The 21,839-nt window shown below is 47.8% G+C and carries 21 protein-coding genes; 15 read left to right on the forward strand and 6 right to left on the reverse strand.

The genetic code is table 11. The annotated features are described in order from the left end of the window. The first annotated feature begins 71 nt into the window (after nt 1-71). From G8759_RS00070 to G8759_RS00080, 3 genes are all read left to right on the forward strand, one after another. A complete protein-coding gene (locus G8759_RS00070; protein ID WP_167204134.1) occupies nt 72-3,656 on the forward strand; it encodes a VCBS repeat-containing protein in 3,585 nt (1,194 codons plus the stop codon). Nucleotides 3,657-3,724: 68 nt separating this feature from the next. Next, nucleotides 3,725-4,588 (forward strand): glycerophosphodiester phosphodiesterase family protein, encoded by an 864-nt coding sequence (locus tag G8759_RS00075; RefSeq protein ID WP_167218577.1) that lies wholly within the window; start codon nt 3,725-3,727, stop codon nt 4,586-4,588. A 72-nt stretch (nt 4,589-4,660) separates the two neighbouring features. Then, nucleotides 4,661-6,184 carry a GH3 auxin-responsive promoter family protein gene (locus tag G8759_RS00080; protein WP_167204136.1) on the forward strand — a complete coding sequence of 508 codons (1,524 nt, stop codon included), beginning with the start codon at nt 4,661-4,663 and terminating at the stop codon, nt 6,182-6,184. Nucleotides 6,185-6,195: 11 nt separating this feature from the next. On the opposite strand, the gene G8759_RS00085 is transcribed toward G8759_RS00080, so the two are convergent. Both G8759_RS00085 and G8759_RS00090 read right to left on the reverse strand, forming a co-directional pair. Further along, nucleotides 6,196-7,476 carry a hypothetical protein gene (locus G8759_RS00085; RefSeq protein WP_167204138.1) on the reverse strand — a complete coding sequence of 427 codons (1,281 nt, stop codon included), beginning with the start codon at nt 7,474-7,476 and terminating at the stop codon, nt 6,196-6,198. 66 nt (nt 7,477-7,542) lie between these two features. Beyond that, nucleotides 7,543-8,046 carry a flavin reductase family protein gene (locus G8759_RS00090; protein ID WP_167204140.1) on the reverse strand — a complete coding sequence of 168 codons (504 nt, stop codon included), beginning with the start codon at nt 8,044-8,046 and terminating at the stop codon, nt 7,543-7,545. Nucleotides 8,047-8,198: 152 nt separating this feature from the next. Here G8759_RS00090 and G8759_RS00095 point away from each other — a divergent pair, with 152 nt between their 5' ends. Next, on the forward strand, nt 8,199-9,461 hold the full coding sequence (locus G8759_RS00095) for a 4-hydroxy-3-methylbut-2-enyl diphosphate reductase (RefSeq protein WP_167204142.1): 1,263 nt from the start codon (nt 8,199-8,201) through the stop codon (nt 9,459-9,461). 6 nt (nt 9,462-9,467) lie between these two features. Here G8759_RS00095 and G8759_RS00100 read toward each other — a convergent pair whose 3' ends face one another. Then, nucleotides 9,468-11,183 (reverse strand): glycoside hydrolase family 10 protein, encoded by a 1,716-nt coding sequence (locus G8759_RS00100; RefSeq protein ID WP_167204144.1) that lies wholly within the window; start codon nt 11,181-11,183, stop codon nt 9,468-9,470. Between the two features lie 52 nt (nt 11,184-11,235). Next, the gene (locus G8759_RS00105) at nt 11,236-11,397 is read right to left on the reverse strand and encodes a DUF2256 domain-containing protein (protein WP_162388903.1); all 162 of its coding nucleotides are present in this window, start codon (nt 11,395-11,397) and stop codon (nt 11,236-11,238) included. 40 nt (nt 11,398-11,437) lie between these two features. Between G8759_RS00105 and G8759_RS00110 the strand changes: the two genes are divergently transcribed. Next, complete coding sequence (locus G8759_RS00110) at nt 11,438-11,731, forward strand: TIGR03643 family protein (RefSeq protein WP_167204146.1); 294 nt, start codon at nt 11,438-11,440, stop codon at nt 11,729-11,731. A 175-nt stretch (nt 11,732-11,906) separates the two neighbouring features. After that, on the forward strand, nt 11,907-12,374 hold the full coding sequence (locus G8759_RS00115) for an Lrp/AsnC family transcriptional regulator (protein WP_162388905.1): 468 nt from the start codon (nt 11,907-11,909) through the stop codon (nt 12,372-12,374). Nucleotides 12,375-12,462: 88 nt separating this feature from the next. On the opposite strand, the gene G8759_RS00120 is transcribed toward G8759_RS00115, so the two are convergent. Beyond that, nucleotides 12,463-13,680, reverse strand: a complete 1,218-nt coding sequence (locus G8759_RS00120) for a tetratricopeptide repeat protein (RefSeq protein WP_167204148.1) — start codon at nt 13,678-13,680, stop codon at nt 12,463-12,465. Nucleotides 13,681-13,827: 147 nt separating this feature from the next. Here G8759_RS00120 and hpt point away from each other — a divergent pair, with 147 nt between their 5' ends. Beyond that, entirely contained in the window at nt 13,828-14,355 is a 528-nt protein-coding gene (gene hpt / locus G8759_RS00125) for a hypoxanthine phosphoribosyltransferase (protein ID WP_167204150.1), read from the forward strand. An 18-nt stretch (nt 14,356-14,373) separates the two neighbouring features. Here hpt and G8759_RS00130 read toward each other — a convergent pair whose 3' ends face one another. Continuing rightward, entirely contained in the window at nt 14,374-15,594 is a 1,221-nt protein-coding gene (locus G8759_RS00130) for an NADH-quinone oxidoreductase subunit D (RefSeq protein ID WP_167204152.1), read from the reverse strand. Between the two features lie 237 nt (nt 15,595-15,831). Here G8759_RS00130 and rpmG point away from each other — a divergent pair, with 237 nt between their 5' ends. The 8 genes from rpmG (at nt 15,832) to bshC (ending at nt 21,823) form a co-directional block, all read left to right on the forward strand. Then, nucleotides 15,832-16,017 carry a 50S ribosomal protein L33 gene (gene rpmG / locus G8759_RS00135; RefSeq protein WP_012929817.1) on the forward strand — a complete coding sequence of 62 codons (186 nt, stop codon included), beginning with the start codon at nt 15,832-15,834 and terminating at the stop codon, nt 16,015-16,017. Nucleotides 16,018-16,111: 94 nt separating this feature from the next. After that, nucleotides 16,112-16,267: a DUF4295 domain-containing protein gene (locus G8759_RS00140; RefSeq protein WP_080238052.1), complete on the forward strand. Its 156-nt coding sequence runs from the start codon at nt 16,112-16,114 to the stop codon at nt 16,265-16,267. A gap of 186 nt (nt 16,268-16,453) precedes the next feature. After that, entirely contained in the window at nt 16,454-17,410 is a 957-nt protein-coding gene (gene ftsY, locus G8759_RS00145; protein ID WP_167204155.1) for a signal recognition particle-docking protein FtsY, read from the forward strand. Nucleotides 17,411-17,466: 56 nt separating this feature from the next. Further along, entirely contained in the window at nt 17,467-17,805 is a 339-nt protein-coding gene (locus G8759_RS00150) for a nucleotidyltransferase domain-containing protein (protein WP_167204156.1), read from the forward strand. After that, a complete protein-coding gene (locus tag G8759_RS00155; RefSeq protein ID WP_167204158.1) occupies nt 17,747-18,124 on the forward strand; it encodes a HEPN domain-containing protein in 378 nt (125 codons plus the stop codon). Before G8759_RS00150 ends, G8759_RS00155 begins: the two co-directional genes overlap by 59 nt. Continuing rightward, nucleotides 18,114-18,629, forward strand: coding sequence for a hypothetical protein (locus G8759_RS00160; protein ID WP_167204160.1), 516 nt, complete (start codon nt 18,114-18,116; stop codon nt 18,627-18,629). Before G8759_RS00155 ends, G8759_RS00160 begins: the two co-directional genes overlap by 11 nt. 239 nt (nt 18,630-18,868) lie before the next feature. Further along, on the forward strand, nt 18,869-20,179 hold the full coding sequence (rimO, locus tag G8759_RS00165; RefSeq protein WP_167204162.1) for a 30S ribosomal protein S12 methylthiotransferase RimO: 1,311 nt from the start codon (nt 18,869-18,871) through the stop codon (nt 20,177-20,179). A gap of 96 nt (nt 20,180-20,275) precedes the next feature. Beyond that, on the forward strand, nt 20,276-21,823 hold the full coding sequence (gene bshC / locus G8759_RS00170) for a bacillithiol biosynthesis cysteine-adding enzyme BshC (protein WP_167204164.1): 1,548 nt from the start codon (nt 20,276-20,278) through the stop codon (nt 21,821-21,823). Nucleotides 21,824-21,839 lie beyond the last annotated feature (16 nt).

The following is a 21,839-nucleotide window of genomic DNA, read 5'->3' on the forward strand; positions in this document are numbered from 1 at the left end:
AGTAAAAGTAGAGGGTTAAATCCCCGGCTGGCCTTCGTTGCCGAGCCGGGGATTTTGTCTATATTTCGATTATGCATTATCTGTTCAGACTGAGCGGCTTCCTGCTCTTTTTCCTAGCCAGCTGTACCCACCAGCCTATCCGTTTTGAGCGTCTCACTACCGAACAAACGGGTATCGACTTTGCCAATACGATTACTGAAACCGACTCACTGAACGTGTTGGAATTCGAGTATATGTTCAATGGCGGTGGCGTTGGCATTGGCGATTTCAATGGCGACGGACTGAGCGATGTATTTTTTGCGGGCAATCAGGTTTCCAGCCGCTTATACCTCAATAAAGGCGATTTTAAATTCGAGGATATAACCAGGCAGGCAGGCGTCGGCACTAAATTCTGGTGTACGGGCGTTGCCGTTGCCGATATTAACCAGGATGGTCGGCAGGATATTTACGTGTCAACCATTCATCCCGACCGCAATCGGGTAGTTCCAAACCTGCTTTTTCTCAATCAGGGTAACAACGCTGCGGGTACACCCCAATTTAAGGAGGTTGCCCGGGAAGTCGGGCTGGCCGATTCAAGTTATTCCAGCCAGGCCACCTTCCTGGATTATGATCGGGACGGTGATCTGGATGTTTTTCTACTGACCAATGCGCTGGAGGCCTATAACCGGAATAACGTTACTGGCCCCCGTAATGACGGTTCAGCTAAAAGTCGGGATAAACTCTTTCGGAATGATGGTCAGGTAGTAGTGTATAAAGCGCAGGGAGCAAATTCGCAAGCTAACTCCCCTACCCCTCCCGGCTTACTTCCGCACTTCACCGACGTTTCGGAACAGGCCGGTTTGCTTCACGAAGGATGGGGATTAGGCGTGGTTGTCAACGATGTGAATCAGGACGGCTGGCCTGATATTTATGTAGCCAACGATTTTCAGTCCAACGATGTCTGGCTCATCAATAACCAGAATGGGACATTCAGTAATAAGATCGCTGAAGCCCTGAAGCATCAGAGCCACAACAGCATGGGCATGGACATAGCTGATATCAATAACGACGGTCTGAATGATCTGGCCGTTGTGGATATGCTACCTGATGATAATTTACGGCAGAAGACCATGTTTGCCACCATTCCCTATGATCGTTTTCAGATGGCCCGACGGCTGAACTATCAGCCGCAGTACGTCCGGAATGTGCTGCAATTGAATAGAGGTCAAGGTTCTGGCACCATGCCCTTATTTTCCGACATCAGCTATCTGGCCGGTACGGCTGCAACCGACTGGAGCTGGAGCGCCCTTTTCGCGGATTTGGATAATGATGGCTTTCGCGATTTACTGATCACGAATGGTTATCGGAAAGACATTACAGACCTCGATTTTATCAGCTACAATCGCGACGCCGGACTGTTCGGCACCGATGCCGCCCGACGCGCTCAGTTGCTGAAGCGAATCGAGGAATTAGAACCGGTTTATAAGCCAAACTTCCTGTTTCATAACAAAGGAGATCTTCATTTTGCGAACGTGGCTAACGATTGGGGCATGGGTGAACCTTCCTTTACGAATGGCACTGCCTATGCCGATTTCGATGACGATGGCGATCTGGATGTAGTCATGAACAACATCAACGATCCTGCCTTTCTGTATCGAAACCGAACCGTTGATCATTCCACCGATTCGACAGCCAATCGGTTTCTGAAGATAAACCTGATTGGTAAACCCGGAAATCGGGAAGGGCTGGGAGCCAAAGTAACGATTTGGGCAGGCGGCACTATGCATTACACAGAATATACCCGGCAGCGCGGCTATCTGTCCACGATGGAGTCGGGTATTCATGTTGGTTTGGGTCACGCACAACGTATCGATTCGCTAAAAATCGTATGGCCGTCGGGCAACGCGCAGATTCTCCGGAACATAAGGCTATCTAAGGTGTTGACACTGGATGAGCAGAAAGCAATTTCTCCATCTGCTTCTTTACCGTCAAAAGTGCCAGCCAACTCGTTGCTTACTGAAATTTCGGCACCACTTGGGCTGTCTTTTCAGCATCAGGAAGACGATTTTGTGGATTATAAAGCCCAGCAAACACTGCTCTCCCATAAACATTCACAGATCGGGCCAGGCTTAGCAGTTGGGGATGTAGATGGCAACGGACTCGACGATATTTACATTGCTGGAGCGGCTCACCGAGGTGGCACATTTTTTCTGCAACAAATCGACCCCTCGGGCAAAAATCGTTTTCAGCGCAAAGATCGTCCGGCAAAAGAGCCCGAAGAAACCGGCGTTCTGTTATTCGATGCCGACCTTGATGGTGACCTTGACCTGTATGCTGTTCATGGCAGCACCGAGTTTGGCAAAAATGAAGCTCGCTATCAGGACAGCTTGTACCTGAACGATGGGCGAGGAAATTTTCGCTCGTCTGCCACGTCATTGCCAAACACAACATCGAGCGGTTCGTGCATCGTAGCGACCGACTTCGACCACGACGGCGACCTCGATTTATTTGTGGGTGGACGCATCGTACCGCAACGCTTTCCGGAGCCAGCGAGAAGCTATCTGCTCCGGAATGATGGACTGGCAACAAGGAATAGCGAGCGAGGAAATAACCGATCAGTTCCGCACTTTACCGACATAACTGATCGGTTCGCACCCGGACTTGGCCAGGCGGGATTAATCTGCTCGGCACTCTGGACCGATATTGACAACGATACCTGGCCTGATCTGATGCTGGCGGGTGAGTTTATGCCTATCACCGTATTCAAAAATGACAGGGGTAGCCGGTTAACACCTCTGAAGATGCCAACTCTGGAAAAAGCGGTTGGCTTCTGGAATAGTCTTACATCAGGCGATTTCGACAACGATGGCGATCTGGATTACATAGCGGGTAATCTGGGCCTTAACAGTCGTTTACAGGCATCGGCCTCACATCCAATATCAGTTTACGCTGCTGACTATGATAAAAACGGCACGCTGGACCCTATTCTGAGTTTTTTCAACGGTGAAACTGAATACCCTGTTCACCCGCGTGATGTTCTGACGGATCAGGTTCCGTCGTTCAAAAAGAAAATGACGTCGTATGCCAGCTATGGGAAAATGAAACTAAGCGATCTGCTGGATAACGAGCAGCAAAAACAGGCAATTCATAAACAAGCGACCTACTGTTCATCGGCCTATATTGAAAATCGGGCAGGAACGCTTATGCTTCACGAGCTGCCGATTGAAGCCCAGTTTTCGACCGTATTCGGGACAGTGGCCAACGACTTGAACCACGACGGTAATCTGGATATACTGCTGACGGGCAACGATTTCGCGACAGAAATACTATCGGGGTGGCAGGATGCCAGCCTGGGCTTATGTTTATTAGGAGATGGGCATGGGCATTTTAAGCCATTATCACCCGCGCAGTCTGGTTTTATTGTCGATGGTGATGCAAAATCATCAGCCTCAGTTCTATTGGCCAATGGGCAACTCTATTATTTTGCCACGCAAAATAACGGGCCCATGCGTGTTTTTGCAGAAACTAACGGACGGGCAAGGTATGAGCGGATAAAAGCTACAGATGTGTCTATTACACCAGTAAAAGCAACCGGACTAAAGCGGAAAATAGAGTATAGTTGGGGTGGTGGTTATTTATCTCAATCATCGCGAGTTGCAGAAAAAAAGCCTTACTAAAAAAGAAATTGTACTTTTGAGCATTCCATTCAGTGAACTGCATGCGTTTTGACGTTCTACTTAGTTGCATGATTGCCACCGCCTTTACGTCTCTGTCTCCTCCTGTTTTCGACTTGCAGGGACACCGGGGCTGCCGGGGATTGATGCCCGAAAACACCATTCCGGCATTCCTGAAAGCCCTCGATCTTGGGGTTACGACCCTGGAGATGGATGTCGTAATCAGTAAAGATCGGCAGGTCGTTGTTTCGCATGAACCTTATTTCAGTGCAGCCTATAGTATAAGCCCGGATGGGCAACCGGTAGATAAAAAAGACCAGAAAAGCCTGGTGTTCTATCAGATGAATTATGCCGATATCAAGCGTTATGACGTCGGCTCTAACGGCAATGCCGCCTATCCCGAGCAACAAAAGCTCAAGGTTTATAAGCCTTTATTAAGTGAGGTAATAGAACAGGCAGAAGCCTACCGAACGGCCAAAAATCTGCCTGACTTTTCCTACAATATTGAAATTAAGAGCGAACCGTCGGAGTACAACAAAAGCCAGCCGGAGCCAGCCGATTTCTGTGACCTTGTACAACAGGTTATCAAGAAGCAGTTACCTACCGAACGCGTTGTTATTCAAAGTTTTGACTTTGCCACACTCAGATATTGGAAACAACAGGCCGGCGCCGGAAAATATCCTAATGTCAGGCTGTCGGCGCTGGTTGAAAACCTTCGTAGTGTCGAAAAAAACATAGATGAATTAGGCTTCAAACCCGATATTTACAGCCCCTATTACCGGCTCTTGAGTCAGCGTAAAATTGACCGACTGCATGAAAAGGGCATCAAGGTCATTCCCTGGACAGTTAATCAGCAGGATGACATGAAACGCCTGAAAGAGTGGGGTGTTGATGGGCTAATTACCGATTACCCTAATCGAACAGGTAGTTTGTAAACTAACTGGTGCTTTTGTAAGTTTCTATCTCTAATCTACCCAAGTAGGTTAGTTTACGCGTATTTTAACGGTATGACCTTCCTGAATACTACGCTCAAATGGCTCCTGCAACGACGCTTACCCCGCATCGAAGCCATGATGAAATATCCCGGTCCGGTGCAGCAAAAGGTATTTGAGCAGCTCATCCGGGCAGGTCGCCGAACGGAATGGGGAAAAAAGCACGATTACCAATCCATTCGCACGATTGCCGACTTTCAGCAGCAGGTTCCTGTTTCGAGCTATGAAGACCTCTATCCATATATAGAGCGCGTTATGAAAGGCGAAAGCAAAGTGCTTTGGCCCTCGCCCGTACGCTGGTTTTCAAAATCGTCGGGCACGACCAATGCCCGTAGCAAGTTCATTCCGGTCACGACCGAATCACTGGACGAAAGTCATTTTAAGGGTGGGAAAGACATGATGGCTCTCTATGTGGCCAACTACCCTGATACGCGGACATTCGAAGGGAAAGGACTCTCTATAGGTGGCAGCCTGCATCAAAATCCCCACAGCACCAACAGTGCCGCTGGTGACGTTTCGGCGGTGGTGATGAAGAACCTGCCGACCTGGGCGCAGGTTATCCGTACTCCGTCGATTGAAATTGCCCTCATGGATGAATGGGAAGCCAAGATGGAGCGCATGGCTGAGATCACATCACAGGAAAATGTGACGAGCATGCTGGGTGCTCCAACCTGGGGACTGGTTCTGATTGACAAAATTCTCGCACTAACCGGAAAGTCAAACATTCTGGAAGTATGGCCAAACTTTGAAGTGATGATTCACGGGGCGGTTAATTTTCAGCCGTACCGCGAACTATTCCAGCAGCAGGTTTTTCCGGCAAATACCATTCGTTATCAGGAGGTTTACAACGCATCGGAAGGCTTCTTCGCCATTCAGGACGATCTATCCCGTATCGGTGAAATGCTGCTTATGCTTGATTATGGTATTTTCTACGAGTTCATCCCATTCCACGAAGCCGATCAGCCATTTCCCAAAGCCCTGACCATTGATGAGGTCGAGCTGGATAAAAACTACGCGCTTGTCGTTTCGACAAATGGCGGTTTGTGGCGCTATAAAGTTGGCGATACCGTACGCTTTACCTCACTATACCCTCACCGGCTAAAAGTCAGCGGACGAACGAAACATTTCATCAACGCTTTTGGCGAGGAAGTTATCGTTGAGAATGCTGAAGTAGCCATTACGCGGGCCAGTGAAGCAACAGGTGCTGTTATTGCCGATTATACCGCCGGGCCGGTCTATATGAGCAACGGCGCGAACGGCTGCCATGAGTGGGTGATCGAATTCTCGCGGGAACCCAACAGCCAACAGCACTTCAACCAACTTTTAGATGAAACGCTGCGCGAAATCAACTCCGATTACGACGCCAAGCGCTACAACGACATGGTCTTGAAACGCCCCCGTGTTCATGTTGTTCCGCGTGGTACGTTCTATGCCTGGATGAAACAGCGCGGCAAGTTAGGTGGTCAGCATAAAGTACCACGGCTGGCCAATTCACGCGAATATCTGGATGATATTCTGGGGCGGGTTCTGGAGCTGTAAGCCGTTGTTCGTCATCGATTCGCTTCCGAAAGCCAGTGAAATTGCCGTTCGGTGAGCTGATAATGCCGAGGCTGCCGTTTGAGAGCCACCAGAACGGAGTCATTGCGAATTTTTCCCCGCAACTGAATGTGATTGGAGTCGGGCACGGTGTATTGCATCGAGAAAAGGGTGGTCGTATCAGCCGCATTTTTTTTGAAGGCAATGGTATGAGCCAGCGAATCGAGCTCGTAGCTAAAATAGCCCCGACGATACCGTTGCCGGAATAGCGTATCCGCCGTTTGAATACTCCCCGAATTGGTCGCTTCAAAAACGACATCTTTCCAGCGTAAACTATCGGCAACACTGCCCTGAAATTGGTCGACCGTAAAAAAGCCAGTAGCTAGTTTGTTGGTGGTATGCATTTCTTTCGAGGCTAACCAACGCTGGTACGATCTAGCTATAGGCCATACTAAAAACAGGCCGACGAACGCAATTTTCAGAACAACCTGCGCTGTACGCATCCATTTTTTAGGCATCGTAAAAAGGAATGCAGGCTGCGTTGGCTTGTTGAATATGAAGAAATTAAGCAGCCGCTGGGCATCGCTTACCAAGAGAAAATTGCTGAACACAAACAGATGAATAGAAAACAGCTTGACGGGAATGTCGTAGCAGAGGTTCATCATCATGACATTGAGAAATACACTTGCAGCCACAAGCGCTCCCAGGGTGCTGGTACGGCGAAACAGCAATAATACTCCGGCCAATACCTCCACGGCTCCCGAAAAAAACTGGTATGGTGTCGAATAGCCAATGAAATACCAGGAGAATCGCATTGGCAATAGGTCGCCCAGTGGCGTAGCTAATGCACTTAACGAGGGAAATATCATTTGCAACCCAAACAGCTTGATGATACCGTAGCTCAATGACATCATGGCGACGAAATACCGAACCAGCACCAGAAGCCAGTAGTAAGCTGTATTATAGCTTGTCCGTCTATCGAAAAGTGTCCAGCCGGCTGCACCCACAACGGCCACCCCCGTAAAAAAACACAACTGAGCATATGCATACGACGTATCTCCGCTGCCATTCAGCGGCACCAGCACGTCCTTTATGTGAAAGATGTACTGGTTGGCAAGCGTCACAAGCCAGGTTTCGGCTTTACCATAATAGTCACCGATCAGACTCAGAATGGGTATATCGCCGAGCCACGTCCAGGGTGTTATGTACAACAGCAGATAAATACAGCAAAAGCGAAACAATACCTTACGCCACCAAGACCATTGGTCGGCAGGATGAATAGCAGCAGCGGACATAACTGAAAGAGTTGGTTTCGAGAAGGTTATAGTGTGACTATACCCAAATATAATGAAAGCCTCCAATTAGCCTCGTATCAATTTATGTGCTTTCAAAAATGCATAGGTCATCACTTCTTTTTCCGGATTGAGTACAATCTGTTTCTGCACGGCACAGATAAACAGCTCGTGGTCACCAGCATCTGTGCTATGCAACACGTGGCACTGCGCATACCCAATTGCTTCTGTCAGGTACGGGCAGCCGCGTTCATCAAGGGTATAGGGTAAATTTTTAAACTTGTCTCTATAGATTCCATTCGCGACCCGCCCCGATTGCTGCCCAAGCGTTCGAATCAGTCGGCTTTGGTCCGTCGCGAGCAGATTCACATTGAGAATACCACTTTCACGCACAAGCTCAATAGTGTAATCGACCCTATAGAGGGCAATGGCCAGCACCCTCATTTTCATGTCGGTTTGCATGAGCCAGGTAACAATATTGGCATTATAGCGCTGGTCTGTCGTACCAATTCCAACAGCGGTCGTGATACTATGAACATCGTAATTTTTGTATTTCAATAACCGTTTCGGCATAAGATTGACAAGGAGTCGTTAAGAGAAGTGATTAAATTTGTAGCGAACGTAGGCTTTTGTTCTGCTGTTCTAATGACAAACGTGGTTAATAGTGAGTAAAGAAATAAGCGCTTATTGCTCTTTCATTCTTTTGCTCTTCACTCTTTACGTCAATGAAATCGTTCGACATTCCCGACTATTACCGTAGCAACATTATTACTCCTCTGAAAGAATTTCGACGGAAACGGGATAAACTAAAACGGGATTTTACACCTACCCTTCTCGATTTCGGCCCGGTTCGGTTTTTAATTGCTCGGCACTTTGGTTTTTGCTATGGCGTCGAAAATGCCGTTGAAATTGCCTACAAAGCGATTGGAGAAAACGCAGGTAAGCGTATATTCCTGCTTAGCGAAATGATTCATAACCCCGATGTGAATGCCGACCTGCAGGACCGGGGTGTTCGTTTTATTATGGACACAAAGGGCGGCCAACTCATTCCTTGGTCTGAACTAACGCCCGACGATGTTGTCATTATACCAGCATTTGGAACAACGCTGGAAACCCAAAACCAGCTGGCATCAATTGGGCTGGATGTTGAAAAATACGATACGACCTGCCCTTTTGTCGAAAAAGTCTGGAATAAGGCTGGGCAAATTGGCCAGAAAAACTACACCATTATCGTTCACGGCAAGCCGAACCACGAAGAAACCCGGGCTACTTTTTCTCACAGCAAAGAATCTGGCCCAACCGTGGTAGTAAAAGACATGGAGCAGACAAAACGCCTGGTCAGATACATAACCGGCGAGTCGCCTGCCGAACAGTTTTATACCGAGTTTGCCGGTCAATATTCCAACGGTTTCGACCCAACCCGCGATTTACAACGCATTGGCGTGGTTAACCAGACAACGATGCTGGCTTCTGATACACAGGGTATTGCTGACTATCTGAAACAGGTAATGAGCCAGAAACATAACCTTGGCGAGACTGCTTCGGCCGACCAGATTGACCCTTATTTTGCGAATACGCGCGATACGCTCTGCTATGCTACCAATGACAATCAGGACGCAACGTACGCACTTTTGACCTACCCTGCCGATCTGTCCATTGTAGCTGGCGGCTACAATTCATCCAATACATCACACATCGTTGAGCTTTGCGAAGAGAAGCTCCCAACGTACTTTATTGAGTCAGAGCAGAAAATTCTGTCGAATAACCTGATTCGCCATTACAATAGTCATACCAGGCAGGAAGTGGTCACCGAAAACTTTCTGCCACGCCTGAATGAAGCTGCCAGCGAACCCGTTACCATTCTTTTAACCTGCGGGGCATCCTGCCCTGATGCTACCGTAGAGGGCATTCTGCTTAAACTGGCCAGTTTCTTTCCCGGAGCCCGGTCCATTGACGATGTTATGGCCTCCGTCATGCAGTCATCCTGATGCGACCTATCGCACCTTTACGATGACTTCTTTGCTTTCGTTGTGCAGCCGGTCAACTGCCGTAACAGCGTATACATATTTCTTCTTTGGATCGGTCGTTTTATCGACGAAGCGGGTAGTCGATTCACCCACACATTGTGCCACAATGCACCGGGGATCATCCAGACGTAAGCGGGCCCGAATACCTTCGAAGCGATAGACAATGTAATAGCTTGCCCCGTCGCCATCTTCCGCTTCGGCGGGTTGTTGCCAGAACAACTCAATGCCTTCTGCCGTATCAGCCGCTTTCAAATCGCGGGGCGACAACGGCGGAATACTATCCAGCCATGTCATTGGTGGAATTAAAGCCGGATAGCGGTAAAAGTTCGCCTGGAGTGAATCGCGGATTGCCAGCGGATTCGTTTTCAGGGATTTGGCGCTAAAAAATATGCTTCCCTGTACTGCCCGTTGCTGTCGGTTATACCGCATCTGATCGGGAAATTCAGTGGCTCGTCCCCAACCCGGATCACGCTCCGAACCACGCCCAACCCGATAGGCTCCGTGTCCGATGTAGAGATGACACTTCCCGCAGTTTCGGGTCCACCATTCGACCAGTGTTTTATAAGGCACCCGGCTAAATTCAGTGCTGAAGTAGACCTGAGGAACGATATAATCGATCAGGCCATCACGAACCCATTTTCGGGTATCCGCATAGAGATCGTAGTAGGACTGCCCGCCGGTTGTGGCCGACCCTTCGGAATCGTTGCTCTTATTTTTCCAGATACCAAATGGGCTAATACCAAACTTAACCCACGGCTTATTGCTCCGAATCGAGTCGCGCAGCTCAGCAATTAGTTTATTGATGTTGTCGCGTCGCCAGTCTTCCTTTTTCATGCCATTGAAATTGGCCTGATAGATATTGTCGTCACGCAATGCCTGCCCGGTAACACCAAATGGATAGAAATAGTCATCGAAATGAATACCATCGACATCATATTCGCGCACCACATTCGCGACTATTCCCGCGATATACGAGCGTACAGCAGGCATACCCAGGTTGAATAGTTTACGCCCACCATAGGTAAAGACCCATTCTGGCTTGCGATAAATAATATTCGTTGGGGCAACGCTGGACACTTTACTAAATGTAGCCCGATCGAGGTTAAACCAGGCATGAAATTCCATACCACGCTGGTGTGCCTGCTCGATCATAAATTCAAGCGGATCATAGAACGGCGCAGGTGCTAATCCCTGTTGGCCGGTTAGCCATTCAGACCAGGGTTCAGAACTTTTGGCATAAAACGCATCAGCGGCTGATCGAACCTGAACGACCACTGCATTGATTCCCATCTGCTGTTGCTGATCGAACATCTCTACAATTTCCCGCTGCTGGTCTGCAACGGGTAGTCCTTTTTTGCTTGGCCAGTCAATATTATCGACCGTTGCGATCCAGACCGCCCGAAATTCACGCTTTGGCGGAACGGGGCCGTTTTCGACGGGCATTTGATCAGCTACGCTTTCAGCTTCAATCGTATCAGGCTTATTAGCAGGCACTATAGCTGTTACAGGGGTAGGTTTAGCTGGCTCGGGCTTCGCAGCATTGGGTTTCGGTGGGGCGGGTTTACTAATGGGGGGCCGTCTGGCAGCGACGGGTGGCCTTTTCGTAACCACAGGCTCTGGACGGCGACAACCATTCCAAAGTAAGATAATCAAAAGAAGAGGAAGAAAAGCAATTGAGCGCATCTGACAGAGCAGGTTAATCGCCAAAAATAACGATCGGAAAGCATACCTACGTTTATCGATAAGGCAATTTTTGTTCTTTACCGGCTGCCCGGCAGGAATCACTGCAATAAATAACGTTATCCCAATCGCGTTCCCACTTTTTCCTCCAGGTAAACGGTCGATTGCAGATCGGGCAGGTTTTGACTGGCAGATCTGATTTCCTGCGCATTTTCATTTACACAAAACACTTCGTCTGATCAGTCTGTTTGGCCAGTATGAATCGATCCAAAAAAATTCAGTCGTTGAGCGAAGCCGATATCGATCGTATTATTGAAATGGCGTGGGAAGATCGCACGCCATTCGACGCGATCGAAGCTCAGTTTGGCATTTCGGAGCAGGATGTCATTTTAGTCATGCGACGGGAATTAAAACGGTCATCCTGGCGTCGGTGGCGGGCCCGAGTACAACGTCGTTCGACAAAACATGCAGCATTCTCGGCTGTTAATGATGCCCGGTTTAAAGCCAATAGACAAAGACTGGTAACATTCAATAATATAACCGGACGATAAGTGTCACATTTGGTATCTTATAGATTTCCCTTAGTTTTGTGCCGCTTAAATAAGATATAAGAAAAAATTCTTCTGATTTTTGCAAAATATCAACATCTTTTTAGATTATTTTCAGCCAAAAAGGTACTATTTTTGCGACATCCCGAAACGAAGTTTCCAACAGACCGCTTTGAGTATGAGCCATAAATTAGATCAGATAGATCGCAACGTATTAGAAATTCTGCAAGCCAACGCTAAAATCACCAACGCCCAGCTTTCTAAAGAAATAGGTCTTTCTCCTGCTCCCACCTTGGAGCGCGTTAAAAAACTCGAAACATCGGGTATTATTCAGAGCTACCACGCTCAACTGAACCGCGAAAAGGTAGGTTTAGGTGTTACGACATTTGTGATGGTGACCCTTGTGGGCCACAAGAAAGAAACCACGATGTCATTCGTTAACAGAGCGAATGAAATCCCCGAGATTATCGAATGCCACCACATCACTGGCTCTGGCGACTTCCTGCTGAAAGTTATTGCAAAGGATATTGCTTCTTACCAGGCTCTGATGCTGGACGTTATCAACGAGATTGATGAAGTTGCCAGCACGCAGACAATGGTTATCATGTCTACATTTAAGGAGAGCAAAGTATTGCCAATCCCTTGATTTTTTGATTAGTACATAGCAAAGAGCCACCCGCTTTTATCCGATTTCGGACTGGCGGGTGGCTCTTTGCTATGTACTAATCAATATATTATTCCCTACGCTTTCTTCGCTCGTCCCGGCGCGATTTCTTCAACTCGTCCAGTGCTTTTTTAGCCTCTTTATGCTGACTTGACTTCCGTTCCGATTTGTCGATCACCTCTTTGAAGTAAGCCTGCGCCTGATCATAGTTCTTTTCTTCATTCGCAATTTTCCCCAAAGCCAGCACAGACGACCAGTAATAACCCGCATTCAGCGCATTGGTCTGTTTAGCAAAGTCAATAGACTGCTGATAGTATTTTTTTGCCTCGGGCAGATTTTTGTAAAACAGTTGGTTGATGTAGGCGAGAACATAGGCCGCCGTGCGACCGCTAACGCCTTCATAACCTGACTGAGTCCGTTCCACTTTCGCCAGAATGTCCTTTGATATTCGTTCCGCTTCGTTCAAACGGCCCGTCACAAAGGCAGATCGGGCATAATAGCGCTCAAAAAATGGATTGTCGGGATACTGCTCTGCCATGTACTTCGACATCTCGTACGCTTTGTCGTACTGGTTCTCCATACTATAGATCTGAATCAGAAAGTATCGAGCCTCCACACGCGTATAAAACGCGGTATTCGCCGTCTTTTCCAACTCTTTGATGCCGGTGACTTTGTTTCCCTTAGGGAAAAACATCAGAATCGGCTTGAGCAGAGGGTAATTTTCGGGTATCCATTGGGCGTAATAATCGTACATTCCATCGCCGAATTGCAATTCGGGACTGAAGTCGGCATTCCCCTTGCACTTCTCAAAATACTTTAGCGCATTTTTACCCGCAAACGTTGCCTTTGTCCACTTTTTACGCTCCGAATAAAGCCGCCCTTTGAACGCATAGGCAGCCGCCAGAAAAAATGACGGTTCCAGTTTGTTATCACTTTCGTCGTAAAGTTTTTCAGCCAGCGTGATCGTCGTGTCCATCAGAGCCAGACAGCGGTCATCGTAATCTGTCACATCCGTGTTTGGTACGATTTTCCACCATTCGGCTAAGCCCATCAGAAAATAAGGCATTGGGTGCTTCGGGTAACGCAGTCGCAGCCACCGAAACTCTTTGTCAGCCTCATAAAACTTGTAATTATACATCAGGTTAATAGCCTCCGCCGATTCGATCTGAACGCCAGGGTGCTTCAATAACCCATCATATTTCTTATCAAACGCCGACGGATCGTACAACTGGGCCTGCGCTACGGCAGCTAATCCCATGAGCCATACCGTCAACAATGCTTTTTTCATCCGTTAAATCGCTTTATTATGAAACTAGCTTATTCTTTCTTTATCAACGTAATCTGCTGGCAGTACGTTTGCAAACAGTTATTTTTTAGTGATTTTTTGTCTGCTACCTGAGCATAGGCGTATCTTTGACGCCACGCAGACGCTGACATGATAACAATTAAAGACAAAACCTTCGTCCCGTTTATTAGTGCTGAGGCTATTCAAACGCGCATTCAGGAACTGGCCGAACAGATTAATCAGGAGTATGCCGATAAACAACCTCTGATCGTAGTCGTCCTGAATGGAGCCTTTCTGTTCGCAGCCGACCTGTCCAAACACCTGACAATTCCCTGCGAAATCACATTTATCCGGGTTGCTTCTTATACGGCTACTGAATCCAGCGGTCAGCTCAAGCAGATTCTGGGTTTAAACGAATCCATTGAAGGCCGCGATCTGATCGTTGTCGAGGATATTGTTGATACCGGCCTTACCCTTTATGAAGTTTGCGACCAACTCCAGGCCAAAGGACCATCATCACTGACAATTGCTACTTTGCTGTTTAAACCGGCAGCGCTGAAAAAGCAGCTTGACCTGCACTATGTGGGTTTCGAGATCGAAAATCGCTTTGTACTGGGTTATGGCCTGGATTATGATGGGCTGGGACGTAATACGCCCGATATTCTGGTATTGCAGTAAGTAGATCGAGTCCTCTCATCATCGATCTACTTCACCCATAACTACATCGATTGATCCGATAACGGCAACCAGATCGGCCAGCATAGCCCCTTTCGTAATTTCGCTGATGACCGACAGGTTATGAAATGAACAGGATCGGGCTTTGCAGCGCACCGGCACATCAGAGCGGCCATCGGTTCGGAAGAAGAAGCCTAACTCACCTTTGGCACTCTCGGCGCGGGCATAAAAATCCATCGCCTTCGGACGAATTTTCTTAGGCACCACCGCCTGTGGGTCATAGTCGCGGGTACGGCGATAATCAGTCGTGAGCTTATCAAGACATTGCTCCACAATCCGTATCGACTGGTGGCACTCCTGCACCCGCACGTTGTTACGATCCCAGCAATCGCCTACAGTTCCCATTATTCCCTCACCAATCGGAATGTCGAAGTCAAGTTCGGGATAAACGGAGTAAGCATCGACCCGGCGAAGGTCGTAGCGAAGCCCTGATCCACGCAGCATTGGCCCTGTGCAGCCATAATTGATCGCTACCGGCAACGGCAATACGCCAACATTGGCCGTGCGCTTCACGAAAATTTCATTTTCGATAACCAGTTCCTGCAACTCGACCAGTTTTGGTTTTAGGTACTGCACAAATTCGCGACATCGTTCTTCGAAACCGACGGGCAGATCATAGAACAGTCCACCAACCCAGATGTAGTTGTAAAGCATTCGGGCACCACTGACCCATTCGAGGAGCCGTTGTATGTGCTCACGGTCGCGCATGAGCCACAGGAAAGGAGTATAAGCCCCAATATCCAGTGCGTACGTACCGATCCCGACAAAGTGGGCCGCAATCCGGTTTAATTCAGCTACTAATACCCGGATGTATTCGGTTCGCTTCGGAATATCATGCTGGATTCCCAGCATTCGCTCAACACCCATGACAAATGCGTGTTCAGCGTTCATGGCAGCCAGATAATCGAGCCGGTCTACGAACGGAATGGTCTGATTGAACGGTAATTTCTGAGCATGTTTTTCAAAACAACGGTGCAGGTAGCCGAGATGCGGTACTACATCCACAATGATTTCACCATCGGTAACGACTTCAAGCCGCAGCACACCGTGCGTTGATGGGTGCTGGGGCCCCATATTCAGAATCATCTCACCTTCATTGAGCATTTCAGGCCGATAAACGTTGGGTTCTGAGGCCCGAAAATGACCGGGAGAATACTCATATTGAAATGTTTGCGTGGCCATAATCTATAGCAAACAGCCGACCGGGTGATCGTAGTCTGTTTATATTCTTGTTGAGAAACGATCGTAGGTTACCCGCAGCTATTTAGTAGCAAAGGTCGTCAGATGGGCTTAAAAGCCAAAAGATTATTGATTTGGGGCTAACCTACTACAAATCATCACTTTTTATCGACGAAGTATTTGCCAGACAAAACTAATTTCGTACCTTTGCGCTCCTTATCGAGAAAACGAACTTTAGAAATGGCAAAGAAAGGCGCCAATAGAATCCAGGTTATTCTGGAATGCACCGAGCAGAAAGACAGCGGTGTTCCCGGTATGTCCCGGTACATCACCACGAAAAACCGGAAAAATACGCCGGCGCGTATCGAGCGGAAAAAATACAATCCGTTCCTCAAGAAAGTAACGCTGCATAAAGAAATTAAATAGTTTCTGGGCTTATAGTTTTCGGCTTATGATGTATTTTGCTACGCCGATCTATTATCGCATCTGAAAACTGTAAAACCGCAAAGCATAAACTGTCATGGCAAAAAAGGTAGTTGCAACCCTGAAAACGAAGGATAACGGTAAAGCATTCGCTAAGATTATCAAAGCCGTTAAATCGCCAAAAACTGGCGCGTATACCTTCAAAGAAGAAATGGTTCCGGTTGACGAAGTACAGTCTGCGCTGAAAAGCTAGGACCTGTTGGAATCAATTTCCTACATCAATACACCGAAACGTCCCACAGCCTGATTGGCCTAGTGGGACTTTTTGTGTTAAAAAACAGTTAGCCAGTTATTGGGCCGAAGAAAAGGGTTATTGATGAATCATATAACCTTACCTATCGACCCTCTTACTCATTGTGACCATTTCACTGATTATAACATGGCTTTATTCGGCTTATTCTCAAAAGAAAAGAAAGAAACGCTCGACAAAGGCTTGGAGAGAACAAAAGATAGCTTTTTCTCTAAGCTTGGGCGGGCCGTCGTCGGCAAATCGACCATTGATGAAGAAGTACTGGATGAACTCGAAAATGTCCTGATCTCATCAGATGTTGGCGTTGAAACAACCGTTAAAATTATCCGCCGGATTGAAGAACGGGTCGCCCGCGACAAATACATGGGTACGGACGAATTAGACCGTATACTCCGCGAAGAAATTGCAGGATTACTCTCTAGCAATAATACCGAAGATGTCAGCGATGACTTTGCCCTGCCGGCGGGCAAAAAACCGTATGTCATTATGGTTGTCGGCGTTAATGGCGCTGGCAAAACGACGACCATTGGCAAGCTAGCGGCCCAGTTTCACAAACGGGGCAAGAAAGTCGTTCTGGGCGCTGGTGATACGTTCCGGGCTGCGGCTGTTGACCAGCTTAAGCTCTGGGGTGATCGGGTGGGCGTGCCAGTCATTTCGCACGGTATGAACACCGACCCCTCGGCAGTGGCGTTCGATGCGGTCAAAACGGCAACGGATATGCAGGCCGATGTTGTTATCATTGATACTGCCGGACGCCTGCATACAAAGATCAATCTGATGAACGAGTTGACCAAAATCAAGCGGGTTATGCAAAAGTTTACTCCCGATGCGCCCCACGAGGTCCTGCTGGTGCTGGATGGTTCGACCGGTCAAAATGCATTTATTCAGGCAACCGAATTCACGAAAGCAACGGAAGTTTCGGCGCTGGCCATTACAAAACTAGACGGAACGGCCAAAGGTGGCGTCGTGATCGGCATTTCGGATCAATTCAAGATTCCGGTCAAGTACATCGGTGTTGGCGAGAAAATCGATGATTTGCAGACCTTCAACAAGATGGAGTTCGTGGATTCGTTTTTCAAGAAATGAGGAACATCATGGCAGTTGTAAAAGATTTGGAATTGGTCAACGAGGACGTGATCGTCATGATGAGACGACACTATGGAGATCGGCTACTTAAAATTATCCTGTTCGGCTCTTATGCTCGTGGCGACTTTCATGACGATTCAGACGTCGATTATCTAGTCGTGTTAGATGAAGAAAATGTATCGCCATTTACCGAAGTATCCGCCACAATTACAGCTCGAAATGCCTATTATCTTGACACATTCATTCCTATCTCAGTTATTGTCGTTTCGTATAGCCACTATTCTACCTCAAATCGTATCTTTTACCGTGAGGTAAGAAAAGATGGGAAATGCATCTATGAGCGAGGATTTAAGCCATTGCATCAGGAAAGCAGAGGGGTATTTAGCGAATGCTAAAACGTTGATCGCTACCGAATTTCCTAATGGTGCCATTACATCAAGTTACTATTGTTTCTTCTGGCTCGTTCGCGGTTTACTAGCCGACAAGGACATCGTTACAAAACGGCATTCGGCTGCTCGTGAGATGTTTTCATTACACTTTATAAAATCAGGAGAAATTCCTGAACGATTCAAAGATGATTTTGCTGTTTTGTTTGAGCGTCGACAAATAGCGGATTATGATATAGACGGAGATTTTCCACTAGCTGAAATTAATCATCTGATTCAACTGGCTGAGAATTTTCTGATTTTCATTAAACAGCATTATGCGTACTAATTCACCCTCCTGCTATAATCGCTGGATATGCCGACTCTACCCTTGGCTTATCTTACTAGGTTTAGCAATTGGAATCACTGAAGTACTTGCAGGTCCGAAGCCTGTCCGTCAAAAGAAACCTGTTCAGGGCATCTGCGGCACCGTCGTTGAAAAGCGTGGGAATCTGATGCCAGGCCCCGGCGCACCAAGGGCAAACGCTGGTGGAACGCCCATTGAGCGTGAAGTGCTCATTTTCCCGATCCTCAATCTGAGCCAGGTCGAAGCCGGAGATAATGGATTTATCAAGTCCGTTGGAGAAGCAAAGCCGATAAAGACCATACGATCCGATAAAAACGGGAAATTCTGCGTGAGTTTGCCCATTGGGCGCTATTCAATAATTGTTCGGGAGCCCAAAGGACTCTATGCGAATCTATCCGATACCCAAAACAATATTTTTCCAGTCAACGTCCAGAAAAACCGCCAGTCAACGATCAACGTAGAGATTACGCATCAGGCGGTCTTTTAGCGTCATTATAAAAAGTCTAGAAACGAGTTAGCATACTTATTGGGACGTTACACACAATAGTAGAATCTCATCCACAAGAATGGGAGAATCTGACATTGCAGGCATTTCTCAGTTCGTTAGCTCCTTTGAAAATATAAATGGGTACTACCAAACTATGACTGGTAGTATCAGCCCTGACCAAGTCAGTTGGCAGTTGTTCGCCGATGCATTGAAGATGCGTCTATTTATGAGTGAAGCAAATGAAAACGAAAGGAATACGTACCAATAAAATTAACATCGTCACGCTGGGATGCTCGAAGAATCTCGTGGATTCGGAGGTGCTGTTTACGCAACTCAAGGGCAACGGCATGGACGTGACGCACGAAGCGAAGAAAGACGACGCGAATATTGTCGTGATCAACACGTGTGGCTTTATTGACAACGCTAAAGAAGAATCGATCAACACGATTCTCCGCTACGTGGATGCGAAGGAAGCAGGCATCGTCGACAAAGTCTACGTAACGGGCTGTCTGTCACATCGCTACAAAGATGAACTCGAAGTAGAGATGCCAACGGTCGATGCGTGGTTCGGTACGAATGAACTTCCCCGGATGTTGAAAACGCTCCGCGCCGATTACAAACATGAACTCGTTGGCGAACGGCTTCTCACGACGCCCGCTCACTACGCTTACCTGAAAATTGCCGAGGGCTGCGACCGCCCCTGTTCGTTCTGCGCGATTCCGCTCATGCGTGGAGGGCACGTATCGCGCCCAATCGATGAGTTACTCACCGAAGCGCGTTCACTGGCCCGGCGTGGCACAAAAGAGCTGATTCTGATTGCTCAGGATCTGACTTATTATGGTCTGGATCTGTACAAAAAGCGGAATCTAGCCGATCTCATCAATCAACTCGCTGATGTGGAAGGGATAGACTGGATTCGGTTGCAGTACGCTTATCCATCGGGCTTTCCTCTGGAGGTGCTCGACGTTATGCGCGATCGCCCGAACGTATGTAATTACCTCGACATGCCCCTGCAAACAGGCTCAACCGAGTTATTGAAACTGATGCGCCGGGGTATAACCCGCGAAAAAACGGAAGCACTGATTGAGACAATTCGGGCGAAAGTCCCCGACATTGCACTCCGCACGACGCTCATTGTTGGTCACCCCGGCGAAACCAACGCGATGTTCGAAGAAACGTATGACTTCGTAGAAAGGATGCGTTTTGACCGGATGGGTGTGTTTACGTACTCGCACGAAGAAAACACCCATTCGTTCTCCATGCCCGACGATATTCCAGCCGACATTAAACAGGAACGTGCCGACGAATTGATGGAACTTCAGCAGGGAATTTCGCAGGAACTGAACCAGAAAAAAGTCGGCCACACCTATAAGGTACTTTTCGATCGAAAAGAAGGCGGCTATTTCATTGGTCGCACCGAAGCTGACTCGCCTGAGGTTGATAACGAGGTACTTGTGCCTGCCAATCAATATGTTCGGCAGGGTGACTTCGCCAATGTCCGGATTAATCGGGCCGAAGAATTTGATCTATACGGAGAGGTTGTCTCCTGAGTTTTCGTAGACCCGCAAGGTTCAGGCCCGATCATTACGACCGAACCCGAACCTTGCGGGTTTTTCCGTTGTTGAGCCGAATAAATCCCAACCTGCATGGACTGTCAGTACCTGCCGCTAGCATCTACCGGCCAGTTTTCCCCACTATTCCTCGATTACATCAACAAAAAAGATACTTTAGAACCTTTTTACAATCGTTTTCCGGAGCTGTCAGCGTTTAAAGACCAGATCGGAGAGAAATCATTCGACGAAGGGAAACGGCGAATTCTGGTTGATACACTCGACCGTCAGTACGCACAGATTACCAGTAAGCCCGATTTTTCGGTACTGCTCCAGCCCAACACATTTACGGTTACGACGGGCCATCAACTGAATATTTTTACCGGTCCGCTCTACATCATTTACAAACTGATTACGACAATCAATCTGTCGCGTCAGTTGAAAGAAGCTTATCCAGACTACAATTTCGTGCCGATCTACTGGATGGCCTCCGAAGACCACGACTTTGCTGAGATCAATCATTTTTCGCTGTTCGGTAAAAATTATGCCTGGGCAACCGAGCAACGCGGAGCCGTTGGGCGTATAAATCCGCAGGAATTAAAGACCCTCTTCAATCAGATACCCGAAAAGCTCACTCTATTTGAAGAGGCTTATCTGAACCACAATACGCTGGCTGATGCCGCCCGGTATTACGTCAATGAGTTGTTTGGAGCCGAAGGTCTGGTCTGCCTCGATGCCGACGATGCCGCATTGAAACGTGTTTTCGCCCCAGTTATGCGGGATGAGCTGATCAATCAGCATGCTGGTGAGCTGGTGGTAAAGCAAACGGAATTACTCGAAAATCTGGGCTACAAGACAGTTATTACGCCCCGCGATATCAATCTGTTTTACCTGGATGATCAACTCCGCGAACGCATCGAGCGCAAGGAAGATGGAACGTATCGTGTACTGCATACTAAGCTTCGGTTTTCAGAAACAGAATTACTGGCCTTACTGGATGAGCATCCGGAACGATTCAGTCCCAATGTGGTGCTTCGGCCACTGTATCAGGAAACAATTCTGCCTAATCTGACTTACATTGGCGGACCGTCTGAAGTGCCCTATTGGCTGCAATTAAAGCCTGTTTTTGAGCATTTCCAGACTACTTTCCCCATTCTGATGCCCCGCAATTTTGCGATGTATGTACCAACTGTAAGCGCGAAGCGTGTTCGAAAATTAGGTCTAACGCCGGAAGAACTATTTAAAGATACATTGTTGCTGAAGCGTGAATTTGTTGAAACACATGCCCGGCATACGCTCAAATTTGACAACGAAAACAAAGTCGTCAACAAAGCACTGGACAGTATTCTCCATAAGGCGCAAATGGTCGATCCTACGCTTGAACGAGCCGTTCTGGCCGAAACGAAGCGATTTGCCAATGCTGTTGCCCGGCTGGAGAAAAAGATGCGTCGGGCCGAAGAGCACAATCAGGAAATTGGCGTTCGGCAGTTGCTGGCCGTTAAGAACGAACTGTTCCCCAATGGTGGTTTGCAGGAGCGTAGTGAAAATTTCCTGACGTTTTACCTGAACGATCGGAAGTTTCTTCAAAAAATGCTGTCGGTATTTGATCCTTTCGACTACCGAATGCAGCTTTGCCTCGAATAATACCTCCGTTGAGGTC

It is taken from the genome of Spirosoma aureum (assembly GCF_011604685.1).
Lineage (GTDB): Bacteria > Bacteroidota > Bacteroidia > Cytophagales > Spirosomataceae > Spirosoma > Spirosoma aureum.

Excerpts from the sequence above, each read along its gene's own strand:
- G8759_RS00070 (WP_167204134.1), top strand. The coding sequence starts at position 72 with ATGCATTATCTGTTCAGACTGAGCGGCTTCCTGCTCTTTTTCCTAGCC.
- G8759_RS00075 (WP_167218577.1), top strand. The coding sequence starts at position 3,725 with ATGATTGCCACCGCCTTTACGTCTCTGTCTCCTCCTGTTTTCGACTTG.
- G8759_RS00080 (WP_167204136.1), top strand. The coding sequence starts at position 4,661 with ATGACCTTCCTGAATACTACGCTCAAATGGCTCCTGCAACGACGCTTA.
- G8759_RS00085 (WP_167204138.1), bottom strand. The coding sequence starts at position 7,476 with ATGTCCGCTGCTGCTATTCATCCTGCCGACCAATGGTCTTGGTGGCGT.
- G8759_RS00090 (WP_167204140.1), bottom strand. The coding sequence starts at position 8,046 with ATGCCGAAACGGTTATTGAAATACAAAAATTACGATGTTCATAGTATC.
- G8759_RS00095 (WP_167204142.1), top strand. The coding sequence starts at position 8,199 with ATGAAATCGTTCGACATTCCCGACTATTACCGTAGCAACATTATTACT.
- G8759_RS00100 (WP_167204144.1), bottom strand. The coding sequence starts at position 11,183 with ATGCGCTCAATTGCTTTTCTTCCTCTTCTTTTGATTATCTTACTTTGG.
- G8759_RS00105 (WP_162388903.1), bottom strand. The coding sequence starts at position 11,397 with ATGAAAATGCGCAGGAAATCAGATCTGCCAGTCAAAACCTGCCCGATC.
- G8759_RS00110 (WP_167204146.1), top strand. The coding sequence starts at position 11,438 with ATGAATCGATCCAAAAAAATTCAGTCGTTGAGCGAAGCCGATATCGAT.
- G8759_RS00115 (WP_162388905.1), top strand. The coding sequence starts at position 11,907 with ATGAGCCATAAATTAGATCAGATAGATCGCAACGTATTAGAAATTCTG.
- G8759_RS00120 (WP_167204148.1), bottom strand. The coding sequence starts at position 13,680 with ATGAAAAAAGCATTGTTGACGGTATGGCTCATGGGATTAGCTGCCGTA.
- hpt (WP_167204150.1), top strand. The coding sequence starts at position 13,828 with ATGATAACAATTAAAGACAAAACCTTCGTCCCGTTTATTAGTGCTGAG.
- G8759_RS00130 (WP_167204152.1), bottom strand. The coding sequence starts at position 15,594 with ATGGCCACGCAAACATTTCAATATGAGTATTCTCCCGGTCATTTTCGG.
- rpmG (WP_012929817.1), top strand. The coding sequence starts at position 15,832 with ATGGCAAAGAAAGGCGCCAATAGAATCCAGGTTATTCTGGAATGCACC.
- G8759_RS00140 (WP_080238052.1), top strand. The coding sequence starts at position 16,112 with ATGGCAAAAAAGGTAGTTGCAACCCTGAAAACGAAGGATAACGGTAAA.
- ftsY (WP_167204155.1), top strand. The coding sequence starts at position 16,454 with ATGGCTTTATTCGGCTTATTCTCAAAAGAAAAGAAAGAAACGCTCGAC.
- G8759_RS00150 (WP_167204156.1), top strand. The coding sequence starts at position 17,467 with ATGATGAGACGACACTATGGAGATCGGCTACTTAAAATTATCCTGTTC.
- G8759_RS00155 (WP_167204158.1), top strand. The coding sequence starts at position 17,747 with ATGAGCGAGGATTTAAGCCATTGCATCAGGAAAGCAGAGGGGTATTTA.
- G8759_RS00160 (WP_167204160.1), top strand. The coding sequence starts at position 18,114 with ATGCGTACTAATTCACCCTCCTGCTATAATCGCTGGATATGCCGACTC.
- rimO (WP_167204162.1), top strand. The coding sequence starts at position 18,869 with ATGAAAACGAAAGGAATACGTACCAATAAAATTAACATCGTCACGCTG.
- bshC (WP_167204164.1), top strand. The coding sequence starts at position 20,276 with ATGGACTGTCAGTACCTGCCGCTAGCATCTACCGGCCAGTTTTCCCCA.